The organism is Pseudocitrobacter faecalis (genome assembly GCF_965231525.1).
In the GTDB taxonomy this organism is placed as follows: Bacteria; Pseudomonadota; Gammaproteobacteria; order Enterobacterales; family Enterobacteriaceae; genus Pseudocitrobacter; species Pseudocitrobacter faecalis.
The window spans coordinates 4,124,922-4,139,430 of sequence record NZ_CBDDNJ010000002.1; the positions used below are offsets into that span (position 1 = coordinate 4,124,922).

The following is a 14,509-nucleotide window of genomic DNA, read 5'->3' on the forward strand; positions in this document are numbered from 1 at the left end:
TTCATCAGAACCGGCAATGATAGCGCATATAATAAGAGATAAAATATCTGATCATTTATGCTTTATTTTCCCTTTCTGACGACAGTCAGGATTTATAGGAATATAATTCAGTGAATTTTTAATATTCATGTGCTGTCCTTCTGCTCGAACCCTAATGGTTTCAGTTGTTAACTTACAACCGAAATAATAAGCTAAATGCAAGATCTCACTTAATATGTATCACAGTATTCGCGCTCCTATCCAGCACAGGATATCAACTTACAGAATTAATCATAAATTTAAATTGGTACATTGCATGTTCCCGTAAACACTTTTATTTTTTTGATTAATATACTCAATACGACACCATTTACCATCATCACTAATTGATATAAGATTAACCTTATAATTTTTAATTAAATATGCTTTTTTCATTTTCAATGACGAATCATATAAAAAAGCCTTACTAAGTTTAACACTTATAGCCGGATATAAAGAACACATATCTCTATCTGAATATTTTGGTGATGAGTTAGTTATGGTAATCTTCCCATTCTTCGAATCCTCGGTCATTATATTGAATTGCAAGGGTATTGTTGCATCAGTTACCCACCATGGATTACCAACGTAAACTTCACACCCCCTACTATTATTCATATGCAAAATAGTATATTTGTCATTTAAAAATGACTGTTTGCTATCATAGACTTGATAAAACACATTATCTACGTCACGATAAATTATTATTGAGATATGTTTAACCTTCCCATTAAGAATTAATGATGTATCATATGAGTCTATATTATTTTCAATGTCAGTTATTTTTCCCTCTATATATTCAGCATAATTTTGTGGCACAGGAGTGTTTAGCCCGCACATGCCTTCCTTTATCAAAATACCATTTTTCTTACTTTTTACATTGTAATAAAGACAATCAATATGGAATTGATTGTCTTTATATTCTAATGTTGCATATGCAGTAAAATCATGCAATGAACGTCCATCGGAAACTATTGCTGGGGCGCCAGAAAAAAAATCAAATGAATAAGAAGGATTATTTTCATAATCAATTATAAATTTCATTTTTTTTATTTCATGACCAAATTGTGCATAGATCTCATTATTAAATTTATCATATCCATAGATGATTTCTTTACCGGCACATGTAGTAGCGTAACTATAAATTAACGTTATCAAAAATATAAACGTATATCTGATCAAGTTAAAAATCCTTAGGGGCAGTTGATGTTTTTTCTAGAATAGATTGAAACTTCTCCGCAAAAGAAGCTATTAATTTCTTCTGATAACTTCCATTAATAACCTTCCGCGCGTTTTCATATTCAATTTTATCACTGTTAATATACATGGAAATTTTCTTACCTGTAAAAATCCCTTCTTCCATCCCCCCAGACCATAATTGGCACTGAATATTGAAAATCACCAGCAAGTTCTGGATTATTTACAAAATCTATTCCAAATTTTTCTTTTGCTTTCAGGTAGTTATTCTTCCACGTCAAATGGACACAACCACGGCCACGATATTTATAACCATCACCTTGCTGTGTATTTCCATTAGATATAGCGGTGGTCCTTTTTTCTTCTGTATTGGTTTCCGCCCAGCAACCAGGTTCCGTTCGCTTCTGCGTCAATAAGCCGCATTATCTTGTCCAGTGAGTCGAACTCTTTTCCGTCTGTATCCTTTAAGGGATAACTAATTTTCATGTTCAGCTTTGTTATAATATCTATTAATCATTTAAGGAAATTTGAACCCATTGTCTCTTACAACTCCATCTAACACATCATCAATACTATTATTCTTAATTTTTTTTTCACCAAATGAGTTGGCGGAACATTTTTTAGTACTGATAACTCTTCCATTCTTCTTAATGTCAAAAAATGCTACAGCATCTGGCTTTTCCTCAGGAATACCAATAAGATATGAGTAATATCCTTTATTAAAACCTATGTAAGTTGTGTATGTACCTAAATCCAACCATCTTTTTAATTTATTTTTATCGTTGAATTTAACTTCAAGCTCAACAATATCAACATTTTTTAAAAAATATCGAGACTCATTTTTAAAATTGTTTGCACAAAATACAGCTACGCGCCTTCCTCCCGGAAAAGCACATGATGCCAAAAGAGTTTCATTAAAATCACATTCACTGCCATAGGAATAAAATGAGAAAATAAACAATAATAATAATATTTTCATGAAAATACCTGTTCGCACAGACGATAAGCCTCTTTTCGCTCTGTAAGCCCCATACTACCTCCATTCACAGCTCTTGTGACATTTTCAACATCATCATAACCTCCCCCTGTATCAGCATTATAAGGTTTATATTTTACCCAAAACCATAGAGCACTACGAATAGCGTAAGGCATCTCATTAATTTTTTCAGGATGATTGACGGTATCAGGAGCTGTACTTGACCAATAAAGGTTATACTCTGTAGAGAATCTGTTATATTTTTCATATCCTGTTATTTGAATTAACCCTCTACCTCTAAAATTATAACCATCATCGGGATGATCTTGCCTGTTACCATTCAGTCTCAGATAGTGTTTTCGCCCAATAGCCTGTTCATTAGCTCGGCGGATAAAAACTCCTGCTGAATTTTTCTCATAGCCATCCTCTTCAGATTCTGGTGAATGCGCTCGATAATAAGAACTAAATGCTCTTAACGTAGAAGGAGAGAACTGAAAACTTTCTGTTTTCGCTTTCATTTGTTCACCTACTTCACCTTTTATTTGAGAGAAAAAATGCCTCAATCTTATTGGTGTGTCTAGTTTAAATGTAACAAGGTTTCCTCTTAATTCTTTAACCACAATGTTTATATCTTCATCCAAAGCTTGCGGAAAAACTCTTTTCAATTTTTCATATGTCACAACATTATCTGAAAGCTTCATCATGTCCAAAAACACCACCGGATGAAAATGCCACACCGGGCTATCAGCACTGAATGGCGGCACTTCTCTCATCCACTCCAGATCTGTCTGCCACTTCTCACAATATGCCACTTCATCGGTATCCAGGTCTTTATAAAATCCTTCCCACCGCCCCGTTGAGCGCCCGCCATACCATTCGCTGTGGTGTCTGACTGTCAGATGATTGACCACATTCCTCACCAGTGGTTCACGCACGACCAGCGCCTGCCGGATTTCTTCTTCCGTCACTTTTCCGTCACCGTCCTTATCCATTTCAGCCATCAGCTGACGGTAATAGGGCGGCACCTGCTCGTACAGCCATTCATCTCCCTGCTCTGCGGCACGGCTTATTGAACCAAATGCTTCCGGTACCCAACCTTCATAGGGGCTGTACGTCATATCACCACTGCTGTTCTCTTCCAGTGGCTGAAAACCCAGCTTCAGTAAATCGTACTGCCCGACCTCTTCAACATCCTTCTGTGGTAGCCAGCCGCTTCCGCTGATGTTAAACCACCACTGTTGCGATTCATCCATGGCCGGTGTTGTCGTTTCACGTGGAAGCACACACTGCGCGCCCAGCGTAGCTGCGGTTGCAGTAAAGGTCTCCTGTTCTGACGCAGACTGACGGGCGTAGAGCATTTTGCCTTTCGGGGCCATTACTGTTCGTTTTTCCCCTTTAACATCCGCCGGGTTGGATAAAAATGTCGGCATTCTGGCATCAGCACTCAGCACCTCAAGATGAACAAACCACTCACGCTCAACCTGACCGCCGCCTTCGCCGGGGTATTCCTCACATCCCATAAATCCGACCGGTGTTCCGGCGCTGACCTGCCATTCTGCCGTTTCTCCCCCCAGTTGCACCCGGTCAAATTCCCCTTTTACCTTCGCCTTCAGCATCCACGCTGGCATCAGCGCCTGTATTTCACCGTCCTGCTCCATTAACGCCGGGTCCAGCGTCACCCAGTACTGCTCATTTTCCGTCGTTTCACCGTTCAGCAGGCGAACCAGACCGAATGTCATCAAATCTGTCTGATTGTTCTTCGTTACGTAAAAACGCCCGGTTCGCGATGAGACAAACCGCTCCCCTGCGTTTAGTTTTTTGCTGGTTTTTGGTGGAGCCTGGTATGTTACATAATCCCCGCTCTCCTGACCCTCTGGAAGTCCGTTTTGCCCGTTGATATATTTACGCAACAGTATACCGCTGTGTCCGGCTTTCACTTTATAGCAGGGAGACGCCGGATAATCTTTCACCGGGGCCAGATGCATATACAGGCTGTAGAACTCCAGCCAGCTTTCTTCTTTTTGCGGGTCAGGCTGGCACAATGATTTCACCAGAACAAATGTGCTGCTGTACCGGAGTTGCTGCCCTTTGTAGGGGCCTTTCAGGTAATCATTATTTATCCGGTACGCTGCAATCGTGCCGTCGGCCATAAACTGCAGAGGAACCGGCTCTCCGGTATTCAGCGCATCCGGATTCAGGGAAGAGAAGGGGTTCGATACGTCGCTGATATGTATGCCGCCGTGCCACAATTGGTTTCCACCCAGCAGCCATGTTCCGTGCGTTTCTGCGTCAATTAGCTGCATTATCTTGTCCAGTGAGTCGAACTCTTTTCCGTCTGTATCCCTGATGGGGTAACTTATTTTCATGTTCAGTCCTTATCGTGAGAATCTTCCCAGCCGTTGTGGTGGTACAGGCTCCTGTAGTGGGGGCTTGAAGGTGTCCTGGACATTTTTCCGTGGCGGCTCAGTGCCTTCACTTCCCGTACTTCCATCCCCCGTATCTGCCAGCGCTTTCAGAACCGCCGGTTGTAGCGTCGGCACCGGCGTTCCCGGACTACCGCCGCTATTCAGATTGATTTTCGGCCCGACGATGTCCACTCAGCCTGAATGGATGACCACAAACGAGCCGCCCACCTTCAGGGTGATTTTACCGCCGCTCTCCAGTACGATTTCATCCCGGACCTTCATTCCCAGCGCACCGGTAATCTTCCTCGCCAGGTCGCCCTTCACCTCCAGGCTGTGCTTCCCCTCCACCAGGCTGACGTGGTTCCCCGTCGTTTTGTGCTCCTGCTTCCCTTCCACCGTCACCTTTCGGTCATTTTTACGTACAGACCGTCATCATGGCTCACGCTCACCATCCTGTCGTTCGTCACCTTCAGTGTCTGGTCATTACGTACCGTGATACGCTGGTCGTGGCCGCCTTCTTTTTTGGTGCCGACCTGAACCGTCTGCCCCTTCACCACCGTTATCTTCTGGTCGTTACCGATGGTCTCCGTATGATCATGCTTCACGTCCGTTGTCCGGTCGTTAAGCACCTCCGTGTTCATGTTCTTCTGCGCATGGATATACACCTGCTCATTATTGGTGGCGTCCTCCAAGCGCAGCTCGTTAAAGTCGCTGCCCTTGTACGTTTTCGAGCGGATGGTCATCTGCGTCTTCGTTCCCGGTAAATCACCCGGGGACGGTTATCTTCATGGTAGGTACGTCCCGTGCCGACGGGCTGGTCCGGGTCGCCGTTGAGGAAGTCCCCTATCACCTCCTGACCCACGCACGGTATTGCGAGGTTGCTCTCCCCGTACTGCACGCAGAACTCCCGCGCCGGATGGTCTTCATAGAACAGCGGCATCCACGCCGTCACCCCGTTCTCATTTAGAAGCTGGGCTGATATCGTCTGGATGTCCTACTGCTGGAAGATTCGGAAATTCTGCCGTAAGCCTGCGCGCCACAGCGGCGGGCTGATGCTCAGGGAATAGCGCATCTGCCACCCGTTGTTCTCACCAAGCAGGACTTCCGTGACGATACCGCTGACGTAACGCTGCGCAATATCACCCTGCCAGACCGTCAGCATCGCGTTCTTCTTCAGAAAATCCTCCGCCGTCAGGTCGAACAGCCCGCTGGCGATATCCACATTCAGGATGAACGGCGTGCAGTGATGCTGGTACAGGCGAAAGCTCACCACCGCCGTTGCCATCTCCACGATGTCGTACACCGCCAGGGTGAAACGTAAGCCTTCTGATGACATGTAACCTCCCTGATTAATCCCACGCACGCTACCGCCTGGCTTGAAGCTCTTCCCGCGCATTCTATCCAGGCGCAGTTTACATAGGGGTTAACATGTCGAATGTGATATTGCCGCTTAATCTGCACAAATCAGATTTCATAAAGGCTCAACATAATGCTATGAATTATTTAAGAACGAGTCAGGTGCCTGGCGTTTCAGAAGGGAATATCTAAAGTAAGTAAATTGCAATAAAATGCGGGGCACTTTCGTGCCCCGCATTTTTCTATATGGTGGCTAGAGCCTTATCCACTCTACCAAGGCATTAAATCGCCCAGCCACCCGCATAAAACGCCACCAGCGCCACCGCTATCACGATAGTGCCAATGTTCAGCTTACGCCATTCGCCCGATACCACGCGGCCAACCACCAGCGTCGCGAAACCAATCATAATGCCGGTCACGATGTTACAGGTCAGTACGATGAAAACGGCGGTAATCAGGCCAGACATTGCATCAACAAAGTCGTTGAAATCGATGCGCGCCACATTGCTCAGCATCAGCAGACCGACATACATCAGCGCCGGAGCGGTGGCGTAGGCCGGAACCAGGTAAGAGAGCGGAGAGAGGAACAGGATCAGCAGGAACAGAACGCCAACGGTTATCGCCGTTAAGCCCGTTTTGCCGCCCGCCGCCGTACCGGCCGCAGATTCGATATACACCGCCGCTGGCGCTGCGCCAACAAACGCGGAGAACACGCTGCTCAGGGAGTCCGTGGTCAGCGCTTTGCCGCCGTTGATAATCTGCCCATCTTTATCCAGCAGGTTAGCCTGACCGGCTACGGCACGAATGGTACCGGTAGCGTCGAACACCGCGGTCATGACCAGCGCCAGCACGCTTGGCAGCACGATCGGATTCAGTGCCCCCATAATATCGAGGCTACCAATCAGGGAGTTACCGTGTTCATCGCTCAGAGAAGGCATAGCGAAGAAACCAGAGAAGTGCACATTCGGGTCAAAAATCAGGCCGACAATCGACACACCGATGATGGTCAGCAGAATGCCGCCCGGCACTTTCAGTTTTTCGAGGCCGATAATCATCGCCAGACCGATCAGCGACATAATCACCGGGAAGCTGGCAAAATGCCCCAGCGCAACCGGCAAGCCATCCAGCGGATTCTTGATAACCAGACCGACGCCGTTTGCCGCAATCAGTAGCAGGAACAGGCCGATACCAATACCCGTGCCGTGCGCGATGCCCTGCGGCAAATTGCGCAAAATCCAGCTACGGATGCCCGTCGCAGAAATAATGGTGAACAGAACACCCATCAGGAAGACCGCGCCCAGCGCAACCGGAATACTGATTTGCTGCCCCAGCACCAGACTGAAGGCAGTGAACGCAGTCAGCGAGATAGCACAACCAATAGCCAACGGCAGGTTCGCCCACAGGCCCATCACGATGGAGCCGACACCGGCTACCAGACAGGTAGCCACGAAGACCGCTGCCGGCGGGAAGCCCGCTTTGCCGAGCATCCCCGGCACGACGATGACGGAATAGACCATCGCCAGGAAGGTAGTCAGACCGGCGACAATCTCCTGACGAACGGAGCTACCACGAGCAGAAATTTTAAACCAGGCGTCGAGTGAACCGCCGGTACGCGCTGAAGGCGTAGACATAGAAAACATCCCCTGAAAATTTTTATCATTCGTCCGTACACGTGGTGGACAATCCACTGCCAGCTAAACGTCATCTCCTTGTGCTTAAACCTCGCGGCAAAGGGGAGCCGCAAAAAAGCAAACGTTTAACTCCGCGCATACAAAACGGTTGAGCGTTACCACCTACGCTACGGATGCAGCATAGGCATTTCCTGAGCACCTTTCGGCAACTTGACGAAGCATAAAACGTTAAAAAAGCCAGCAGAAGGCGTCAGAATTTTAAGGCAAACGATTATCTGGTTTTTATGCCACCATTTTCAACTGATGTTTATGCCATTTCGCTAAATTTCGCTTAAGACGATGAAGAAATCACCAACCTATGCGCAAACGTTATCGTTGATGCGCAATTCAACAACAATTTCGTTGCAAATCGGGCGCTACTCACCGGGTAGCGAAAAGGGGCCGCCCTTTTCAATTGCCTGTTGCCAGGCCGGACGCGCTTCCACGCGTTCTTTCCACGCGGTGATATTAGGCAGAGACGATATTCCGCCACGAGATAGCAACGCAAACAGCGGAAAACTCATCTGAATGTCTGCCATGCTCAGGCTCTCTCCCGCAAACCACGTCGACTTCGCAAGATGTGCTTCGATAAACCCGGCATGCGTGGCTAACTGATTATTCAGCCAGGCTTTCTGAACGCCCGTTCCCAGCACTTTGCCCACCGTGCGCAACCCCAACGGCACCGGAGATTTGCCCAGCATCTGCAAAACCAGTTTGATCATCATGAGCGACATTAACGAGCCTTCGGCATAGTGCAGCCAGAAGCGATACTGCAATTTTCCGTCAATATCCTGCGGTTTAAAGCGGCTTTCGGGATCGCCGATTTCTTGCAGATACTCAAGAATCGCCCCGGATTCAGCGATAACGTGGCCGTCGTTCTCAACAATCGGCGATTTACCCAGCGGATGGATTTTTTTCAGGGAATCGGGTGCCAGCATATCGGCACCGCGCTGATAGCGGACAATCTGGTAAGGCAGGTTTAATTCTTCCAGTGCCCAGAGCACGCGCTGCGAGCGGGATTGATTCAGATGATGGACGGTTAACATGGTTTTCTCCGCAGGTTTGTTCAAATTAACTATAGGAACAGACGGCGATCCCAGTAAAAATTGCGGCGAAAAAAACGTCAATTCAACTGGCGAACAGGGGGAGGAGAGGTAGACTTAAAGTGTCAGCACAAACCGGAACCTCCAACCCGTAGCTCGACCGAGGGATGCTGATGTCGGGGGAAACCCTCCCATGAACCAGTGGGATAGAGCGAAAGACAAAGACCGGAACATACGAAAGCGCCCAGTTGTGGCGCTTTCGTTTTTTAATCGTCTTCCAGCAGGCGTGCGCCGGTGCCCTCTTCCCCCAGCTTATCGCCAGGGTTACGCAGCGGGCAGTCACGCAGCGACATACAGCCGCAACCGATGCAGCCATCAAGCTGGTCGCGCAGTGCTTCCATCGAGTGAATACGTTTATCCAGCTCCTGACGCCACTGGGTGGTCAGGCGTTTCCAGTCTTTTTGCCCCAGCGTATGCCCTTCCGGCACCACGCCCAGCGACTCGCCGATCGTGGCAAGCGGGATGCCCAAACGCTGAGCGATTTTAATGATTGCCACATAGCGCAGCACATCACGTTTGTATCGCCGCTGGTTGCCCGCATTGCGCTGGCTGCGAATAAGCCCTTTGCTCTCATAGAAGTGCAAAGCGGAGACGGCAACCCCGGTACGTCTGGCGACTTCGCCCGGCGTGAGCAGCGTTTTAATGCGCGTTGGTTTTTTTTCCATTTTCTGCTTTACCTCAAGTTAACTTGAGGAATTATACTCGCCAGCAAGACAAAAGTTGAAGCAAAAATAGACAACGGGGAGAGCCTTATGTCCCATCGGGAAATTATTCAAACGCTTATCGAATGGATAGATGAACATATCGATCAACCACTGAACATTGATGTTGTGGCGAAAAAATCCGGCTACTCAAAGTGGTACCTGCAACGGATGTTCCGCACCGAGATGCATCAAACGCTGGGCGACTACATTCGTCAACGTCGTCTGTTATTGGCAGCGCAGGAGTTGCGTAACACGCAACGACCGATTTTCGATATTGCGATGGATCTGGGATATGTTTCCCAGCAGACCTTCTCACGTGTCTTCCGCCGCGAATTCGACCGCACACCGAGCGACTATCGCCACCGTCTGTCAGCATGAACACCGCGCCGGATGACGCTTACGTGCATCCGGCCTACAGATAAAACAGAAAGTTACATCCATCCCTTCTCTTATGTAACTATTGTCAGCGATAAATGGCGCAATTTGCTGTGTTTACCTCTGGTGAATAAAACAGCAATTGTGATATAGTTCACATTATAGAGTGAAACAAAAACAGCGTTTCATATCATTTGTGAATGCCTGTCGATAGCCAGAGTGAACCGCACCTTCGTGAGAACGCCGCGCTGTCAGGGCATACCGTTTATCTCTGAGGATAAGGTCTCATGGTTTCCATCTCTACAGGTGTCGTGCTGTTACGCTGGCCGCTGTTTAGCGCCGTTTTAATGTTCCTTGCCAGTACGCTGAAAATTCGCTTACGTAAAGCCGATTACGCGGGTCTCGCGGTGATTTGTAGCGTTCTGGGCGTGGCGTCTGCCTGCTGGTTCGCAACGGGGTTGCTGGGGATTACGATGGTGGATATTGCAACTATCTGCAATAACATCAAAGAGGTGATGGTGGAAGTGATGAGCCAGACACCGCCAGAATGGCCGATGGTGTTGACCTGATAAAATCGTATTCATAAAAAAACCTGCTTTCGCAGGTTTTTTTATGTCTGAAAATCAGAACGGGATATCGTCGTCGAAATCCATTGGCGGTTCGTTAGACGGTGCCGGTGCGGACTGTTGCTGCTGCGGACGAGACTGCGCGCCGCCGCTGAACTGGTTGCCGCCCTGCGGTTGCTGAGGCTGACCCCAACCGCCCTGCTGCTGACCCTGACCACCTGCCGGTGCGCCGCCGCCCTGACGGCCACCCAACATCTGCATGGTGCCGCCAACGTTTACAACCACTTCGGTGGTGTATTTTTCAACGCCGGACTGATCGGTCCATTTACGGGTACGCAGCTGGCCTTCAATATAAACCTGAGAGCCTTTACGCAGGTATTCACCCGCAACTTCCGCGAGTTTGCCGAACAGCACAACACGGTGCCATTCGGTCTGCTCTTTCATTTCACCGGTCGCTTTATCACGCCAGGATTCGGAAGTAGCCAGCGTAATGTTGGCAACTGCGCCACCATTCGGCATGTAGCGTACTTCCGGGTCCTGGCCCAGATTACCGACGAGAATCACCTTGTTTACGCCTCTGCTGGCCATGATTGTCTCTCCTGATGCGTTACTGAATACGGTTATAAATAGTGTAAACGCGCGATTGTAGCATTACAAAGCGGTGTTTTGATAGCATGCGAGGCCCATTCCATAAAACTCATTGGCGTTGAATATCTTACACTGTTATATGGAATGCACATTCCACTACTGTATATTCATTCAGGGTGAATTGTGTCATAATTAGCCGTTTCCGCCGTTTGTCCTTCAAACAAATCTGGCAAGCCGAGTCTCTACCGGGAAAGGTAAATGGATAAGATCGAAGTTCGGGGCGCCCGCACCCACAATCTCAAAAATATCAACCTCATCATCCCGCGCGACAAACTGATTGTCGTTACCGGGCTGTCGGGGTCTGGCAAATCTTCACTGGCTTTCGACACCCTTTACGCCGAGGGGCAGCGTCGCTACGTCGAATCGCTTTCTGCGTATGCGCGCCAGTTCCTGTCGCTGATGGAGAAGCCGGATGTCGATCATATTGAAGGGCTGTCGCCTGCAATCTCTATTGAGCAGAAGTCGACCTCCCACAACCCGCGTTCCACGGTCGGGACCATTACCGAAATTCACGACTACCTGCGTCTGCTGTATGCCCGCGTAGGCGAGCCGCGCTGCCCCGATCACGACGTGCCGCTGGCAGCGCAAACCGTGAGCCAGATGGTCGACAACGTGCTAACACAGCCGGAAGGCAAACGCCTGATGCTGCTGGCGCCTATCATTAAAGAGCGTAAAGGCGAGCACACCAAAACGCTGGAAAACCTGGCAAGCCAGGGTTATATCCGCGCACGTATTGATGGCGAAGTGTGTGACCTGTCCGATCCGCCGACGCTGGAGCTGCAAAAGAAACACACCATTGAAGTGGTTATAGACCGCTTCAAGGTGCGTGAAGACCTGGCGCAGCGTCTGGCCGAGTCATTTGAAACCGCACTGGAGCTTTCCGGCGGCACGGCGATCGTCTCCGATATGGATGACCCGAAAGCGGACGAACTGCTCTTCTCCGCCAACTTCGCCTGCCCGATTTGCGGCTACAGCATGAGCGAGCTGGAACCGCGTCTGTTCTCGTTCAACAACCCGGCGGGCGCGTGCCCAACCTGTGACGGCCTGGGCGTACAGCAATATTTCGATCCGGATCGCATCATCCAGAACCCGGAGCTGTCGCTGGCGGGTGGCGCGATTCGCGGTTGGGATCGCCGTAACTTCTACTATTTCCAGATGCTGCGCTCACTGGCGGAGCACTATGATTTCGACGTTGAAGCCCCGTGGGGCAGCCTGAACGCGTCAGTGCAGAAAGTGGTGCTGTACGGTTCCGGTAAAGAATCCATCGAATTCAAATATATGAACGATCGCGGCGATACCTCCGTGCGCCGCCATCCGTTTGAAGGCGTGCTGCATAACATGGAGCGCCGTTATAAAGAGACGGAATCCAGCGCGGTACGCGAAGAACTGGCGAAATTTATCAGCAATCGTCCGTGCGCCAGCTGTGAAGGTACGCGTCTGCGTCGCGAAGCGCGTCACGTGTATGTTGAAAATACCCCGCTGCCGACCATCTCCGACATGAGCATCGGCCATGCGATGGACTTCTTCAACAACCTGAAACTTTCCGGCCAGCGCGCAAAAATCGCCGAGAAAGTGCTGAAAGAGATTGGCGATCGCCTGAAGTTTCTGGTCAACGTTGGTCTGAACTACCTGACGCTCTCCCGCTCGGCGGAAACGCTTTCCGGCGGTGAAGCCCAGCGTATCCGTCTGGCAAGCCAGATTGGTGCCGGGCTGGTTGGCGTGATGTACGTGCTGGATGAACCGTCCATCGGCCTGCACCAGCGTGATAACGAACGTCTGCTCGGCACATTGATTCACCTGCGTAACCTCGGTAACACAGTGATCGTGGTCGAACACGACGAAGACGCCATTCGCGCCGCTGACCACGTTATCGACATCGGGCCGGGCGCAGGTGTCCACGGCGGTCAGGTTGTCGCGGAAGGGACGCTGGACGACATCATGGCAGTACCGGAGTCGTTAACCGGCCAGTTCATGAGTGGCAAACGTAAAATCGACGTGCCGAAAAAACGTGTACCAGCCAATCCGGAAAAAGTCCTGAAGCTGAGCGGTGCGCGCGGTAACAACCTGAAAGATGTCACTCTGACGCTACCGGTTGGTCTGTTCACCTGTATTACCGGGGTATCCGGCTCCGGGAAATCAACGTTGATTAACGACACGCTGTTCCCGATCGCCCAGCGCCAGCTTAACGGCGCGACTATCGCCGAACCGGCGCCGTATCGTGACGTTCAGGGGCTTGAGCATTTCGACAAAGTCATCGATATCGACCAAAGCCCGATTGGCCGTACGCCGCGCTCTAACCCGGCGACTTACACCGGCGTCTTCACGCCTGTGCGTGAGTTGTTCGCGGGCGTGCCGGAATCGCGCGCGCGCGGGTATACGCCAGGGCGTTTCAGCTTTAACGTGCGCGGCGGTCGCTGTGAGGCCTGTCAGGGCGATGGCGTGATCAAAGTTGAGATGCACTTCCTGCCGGATATCTATGTGCCGTGCGACCAGTGCAAAGGCAAACGCTATAACCGCGAAACGCTGGAGATTAAATACAAAGGCAAAACCATCCACGAAGTACTGGATATGACTATCGAAGAAGCACGTGAATTCTTTGATGCCGTACCGGCGCTAGCGCGTAAGCTACAAACGCTGATGGACGTAGGCCTGACCTACATTCGTCTCGGCCAGGCGGCGACGACGCTATCAGGTGGTGAAGCCCAGCGCGTTAAACTGGCGCGTGAGCTCTCTAAACGCGGCACCGGGCAGACCCTGTACATTCTTGATGAACCGACTACCGGCCTGCACTTCGCGGATATCCAGCAACTGCTGGAAGTCCTGCACCAGTTGCGCGACCAGGGCAACACCATCGTGGTGATTGAGCACAACCTTGATGTGATCAAAACCGCCGACTGGATTGTTGACCTCGGCCCGGAAGGTGGTAGCGGCGGCGGGGAAATACTCGTCTCTGGCACACCGGAAACCGTCGCCGAATGTGAAGCCTCACATACGGCCCGCTTCCTTAAACCGATGCTGAAGTAGTCATTTCGCTAGCTGCTGCCGGGTTTGTTCCGGCAGCAGCGTGATTGCCTGCTGATACGAGGCATCCACCAGATAGTAAATTTGCGAATCCGGCAACGTGCCGTCGAGGTAAACCGTGCTCCAGTGTGCTTTATTAAGATGACGGCTGGGGCGCACATCGCTGTGCTGCTGACGCAGCAGTTCTGCCAGCTCCGGGCTGGTTTTCAACGACACTGCCGGGCGCTCCTCCACCTCTTTAACCATCGCGAAAAGCACATCCGCGACCTTAATCTGCGTCGCTTTCCAGTCGCTGTGCACGCTTTGTTCTGCGCCACTCTTCGCCATGCAGTACACCAAAAGATCCGAACTGGTCATATTATACCTCTTAGTCTCACGAGCCACGGTGTGCCAAACGTCATCACCTCAGTGTGCAACAAGACGCCGAAAGGTGAAACCTTCCGGCGTCTGTTTTTTGACTAAAAAAGCAT

At 50.0% G+C, this 14,509-nt stretch carries 12 protein-coding genes and 1 pseudogene; 3 read left to right on the forward strand and 10 right to left on the reverse strand.

What is annotated here, in order from left to right; translation table 11 throughout:
* Window positions 1-270: 270 nt before the first annotated feature.
* From ACOXYR_RS20010 to soxR, 8 genes and pseudogenes are all read right to left on the reverse strand, one after another.
* On the reverse strand, window positions 271-1,200 hold the full coding sequence (locus tag ACOXYR_RS20010) for a hypothetical protein (RefSeq protein ID WP_421356738.1): 930 nt from the start codon (window positions 1,198-1,200) through the stop codon (window positions 271-273).
* Window positions 1,201-1,355: 155 nt separating this feature from the next.
* Window positions 1,356-1,628: a glycoside hydrolase family 19 protein gene (locus ACOXYR_RS20015; RefSeq protein WP_407732376.1), complete on the reverse strand. Its 273-nt coding sequence runs from the start codon at window positions 1,626-1,628 to the stop codon at window positions 1,356-1,358.
* Between the two features lie 104 nt (window positions 1,629-1,732).
* Window positions 1,733-2,194 (reverse strand): hypothetical protein, encoded by a 462-nt coding sequence (locus ACOXYR_RS20020; protein WP_407732377.1) that lies wholly within the window; start codon window positions 2,192-2,194, stop codon window positions 1,733-1,735.
* The gene (locus ACOXYR_RS20025) at window positions 2,191-4,557 is read right to left on the reverse strand and encodes a chitinase (protein WP_421425929.1); all 2,367 of its coding nucleotides are present in this window, start codon (window positions 4,555-4,557) and stop codon (window positions 2,191-2,193) included. Before ACOXYR_RS20025 ends, ACOXYR_RS20020 begins: the two co-directional genes overlap by 4 nt.
* A gap of 9 nt (window positions 4,558-4,566) precedes the next feature.
* Window positions 4,567-5,932, reverse strand: a pseudogene (locus tag ACOXYR_RS20030) (bacteriophage T4 gp5 trimerisation domain-containing protein).
* Window positions 5,933-6,233: 301 nt separating this feature from the next.
* Window positions 6,234-7,583: an NCS2 family permease gene (locus tag ACOXYR_RS20035; RefSeq protein ID WP_108476026.1), complete on the reverse strand. Its 1,350-nt coding sequence runs from the start codon at window positions 7,581-7,583 to the stop codon at window positions 6,234-6,236.
* Window positions 7,584-7,999: 416 nt separating this feature from the next.
* Complete coding sequence (locus ACOXYR_RS20040) at window positions 8,000-8,668, reverse strand: glutathione S-transferase family protein (RefSeq protein WP_421356477.1); 669 nt, start codon at window positions 8,666-8,668, stop codon at window positions 8,000-8,002.
* A gap of 263 nt (window positions 8,669-8,931) precedes the next feature.
* Window positions 8,932-9,390 (reverse strand): redox-sensitive transcriptional activator SoxR, encoded by a 459-nt coding sequence (soxR, locus tag ACOXYR_RS20045; RefSeq protein ID WP_108476024.1) that lies wholly within the window; start codon window positions 9,388-9,390, stop codon window positions 8,932-8,934.
* Between the two features lie 87 nt (window positions 9,391-9,477).
* Here soxR and soxS point away from each other — a divergent pair, with 87 nt between their 5' ends.
* Window positions 9,478-9,807 (forward strand): superoxide response transcriptional regulator SoxS, encoded by a 330-nt coding sequence (soxS, locus tag ACOXYR_RS20050; RefSeq protein WP_015966313.1) that lies wholly within the window; start codon window positions 9,478-9,480, stop codon window positions 9,805-9,807.
* Between the two features lie 284 nt (window positions 9,808-10,091).
* The gene (locus ACOXYR_RS20055) at window positions 10,092-10,373 is read left to right on the forward strand and encodes a YjcB family protein (protein ID WP_108476023.1); all 282 of its coding nucleotides are present in this window, start codon (window positions 10,092-10,094) and stop codon (window positions 10,371-10,373) included.
* Window positions 10,374-10,427: 54 nt separating this feature from the next.
* Here the strand turns inward: ACOXYR_RS20055 and ssb1 are convergent, their stop codons facing one another.
* Window positions 10,428-10,958, reverse strand: a complete 531-nt coding sequence (gene ssb1 / locus ACOXYR_RS20060; RefSeq protein ID WP_015966315.1) for a single-stranded DNA-binding protein SSB1 — start codon at window positions 10,956-10,958, stop codon at window positions 10,428-10,430.
* A 258-nt stretch (window positions 10,959-11,216) separates the two neighbouring features.
* On the opposite strand from ssb1, the gene uvrA reads away from it, so the two are divergent.
* Window positions 11,217-14,042, forward strand: a complete 2,826-nt coding sequence (uvrA, locus tag ACOXYR_RS20065) for an excinuclease ABC subunit UvrA (protein WP_108476022.1) — start codon at window positions 11,217-11,219, stop codon at window positions 14,040-14,042.
* Here the strand turns inward: uvrA and ACOXYR_RS20070 are convergent, their stop codons facing one another.
* Complete coding sequence (locus ACOXYR_RS20070) at window positions 14,043-14,396, reverse strand: MmcQ/YjbR family DNA-binding protein (protein ID WP_108476021.1); 354 nt, start codon at window positions 14,394-14,396, stop codon at window positions 14,043-14,045.
* Between the last annotated feature and the right edge of the window lie 113 nt (window positions 14,397-14,509).

Excerpts from the sequence above, each read along its gene's own strand:
- ACOXYR_RS20020 (WP_407732377.1), bottom strand. The coding sequence starts at position 2,194 with ATGAAAATATTATTATTATTGTTTATTTTCTCATTTTATTCCTATGGC.
- ACOXYR_RS20025 (WP_421425929.1), bottom strand. The coding sequence starts at position 4,557 with ATGAAAATAAGTTACCCCATCAGGGATACAGACGGAAAAGAGTTCGAC.
- ACOXYR_RS20035 (WP_108476026.1), bottom strand. The coding sequence starts at position 7,583 with ATGTCTACGCCTTCAGCGCGTACCGGCGGTTCACTCGACGCCTGGTTT.
- ACOXYR_RS20040 (WP_421356477.1), bottom strand. The coding sequence starts at position 8,668 with ATGTTAACCGTCCATCATCTGAATCAATCCCGCTCGCAGCGCGTGCTC.
- soxR (WP_108476024.1), bottom strand. The coding sequence starts at position 9,390 with ATGGAAAAAAAACCAACGCGCATTAAAACGCTGCTCACGCCGGGCGAA.
- soxS (WP_015966313.1), top strand. The coding sequence starts at position 9,478 with ATGTCCCATCGGGAAATTATTCAAACGCTTATCGAATGGATAGATGAA.
- ACOXYR_RS20055 (WP_108476023.1), top strand. The coding sequence starts at position 10,092 with ATGGTTTCCATCTCTACAGGTGTCGTGCTGTTACGCTGGCCGCTGTTT.
- ssb1 (WP_015966315.1), bottom strand. The coding sequence starts at position 10,958 with ATGGCCAGCAGAGGCGTAAACAAGGTGATTCTCGTCGGTAATCTGGGC.
- uvrA (WP_108476022.1), top strand. The coding sequence starts at position 11,217 with ATGGATAAGATCGAAGTTCGGGGCGCCCGCACCCACAATCTCAAAAAT.
- ACOXYR_RS20070 (WP_108476021.1), bottom strand. The coding sequence starts at position 14,396 with ATGACCAGTTCGGATCTTTTGGTGTACTGCATGGCGAAGAGTGGCGCA.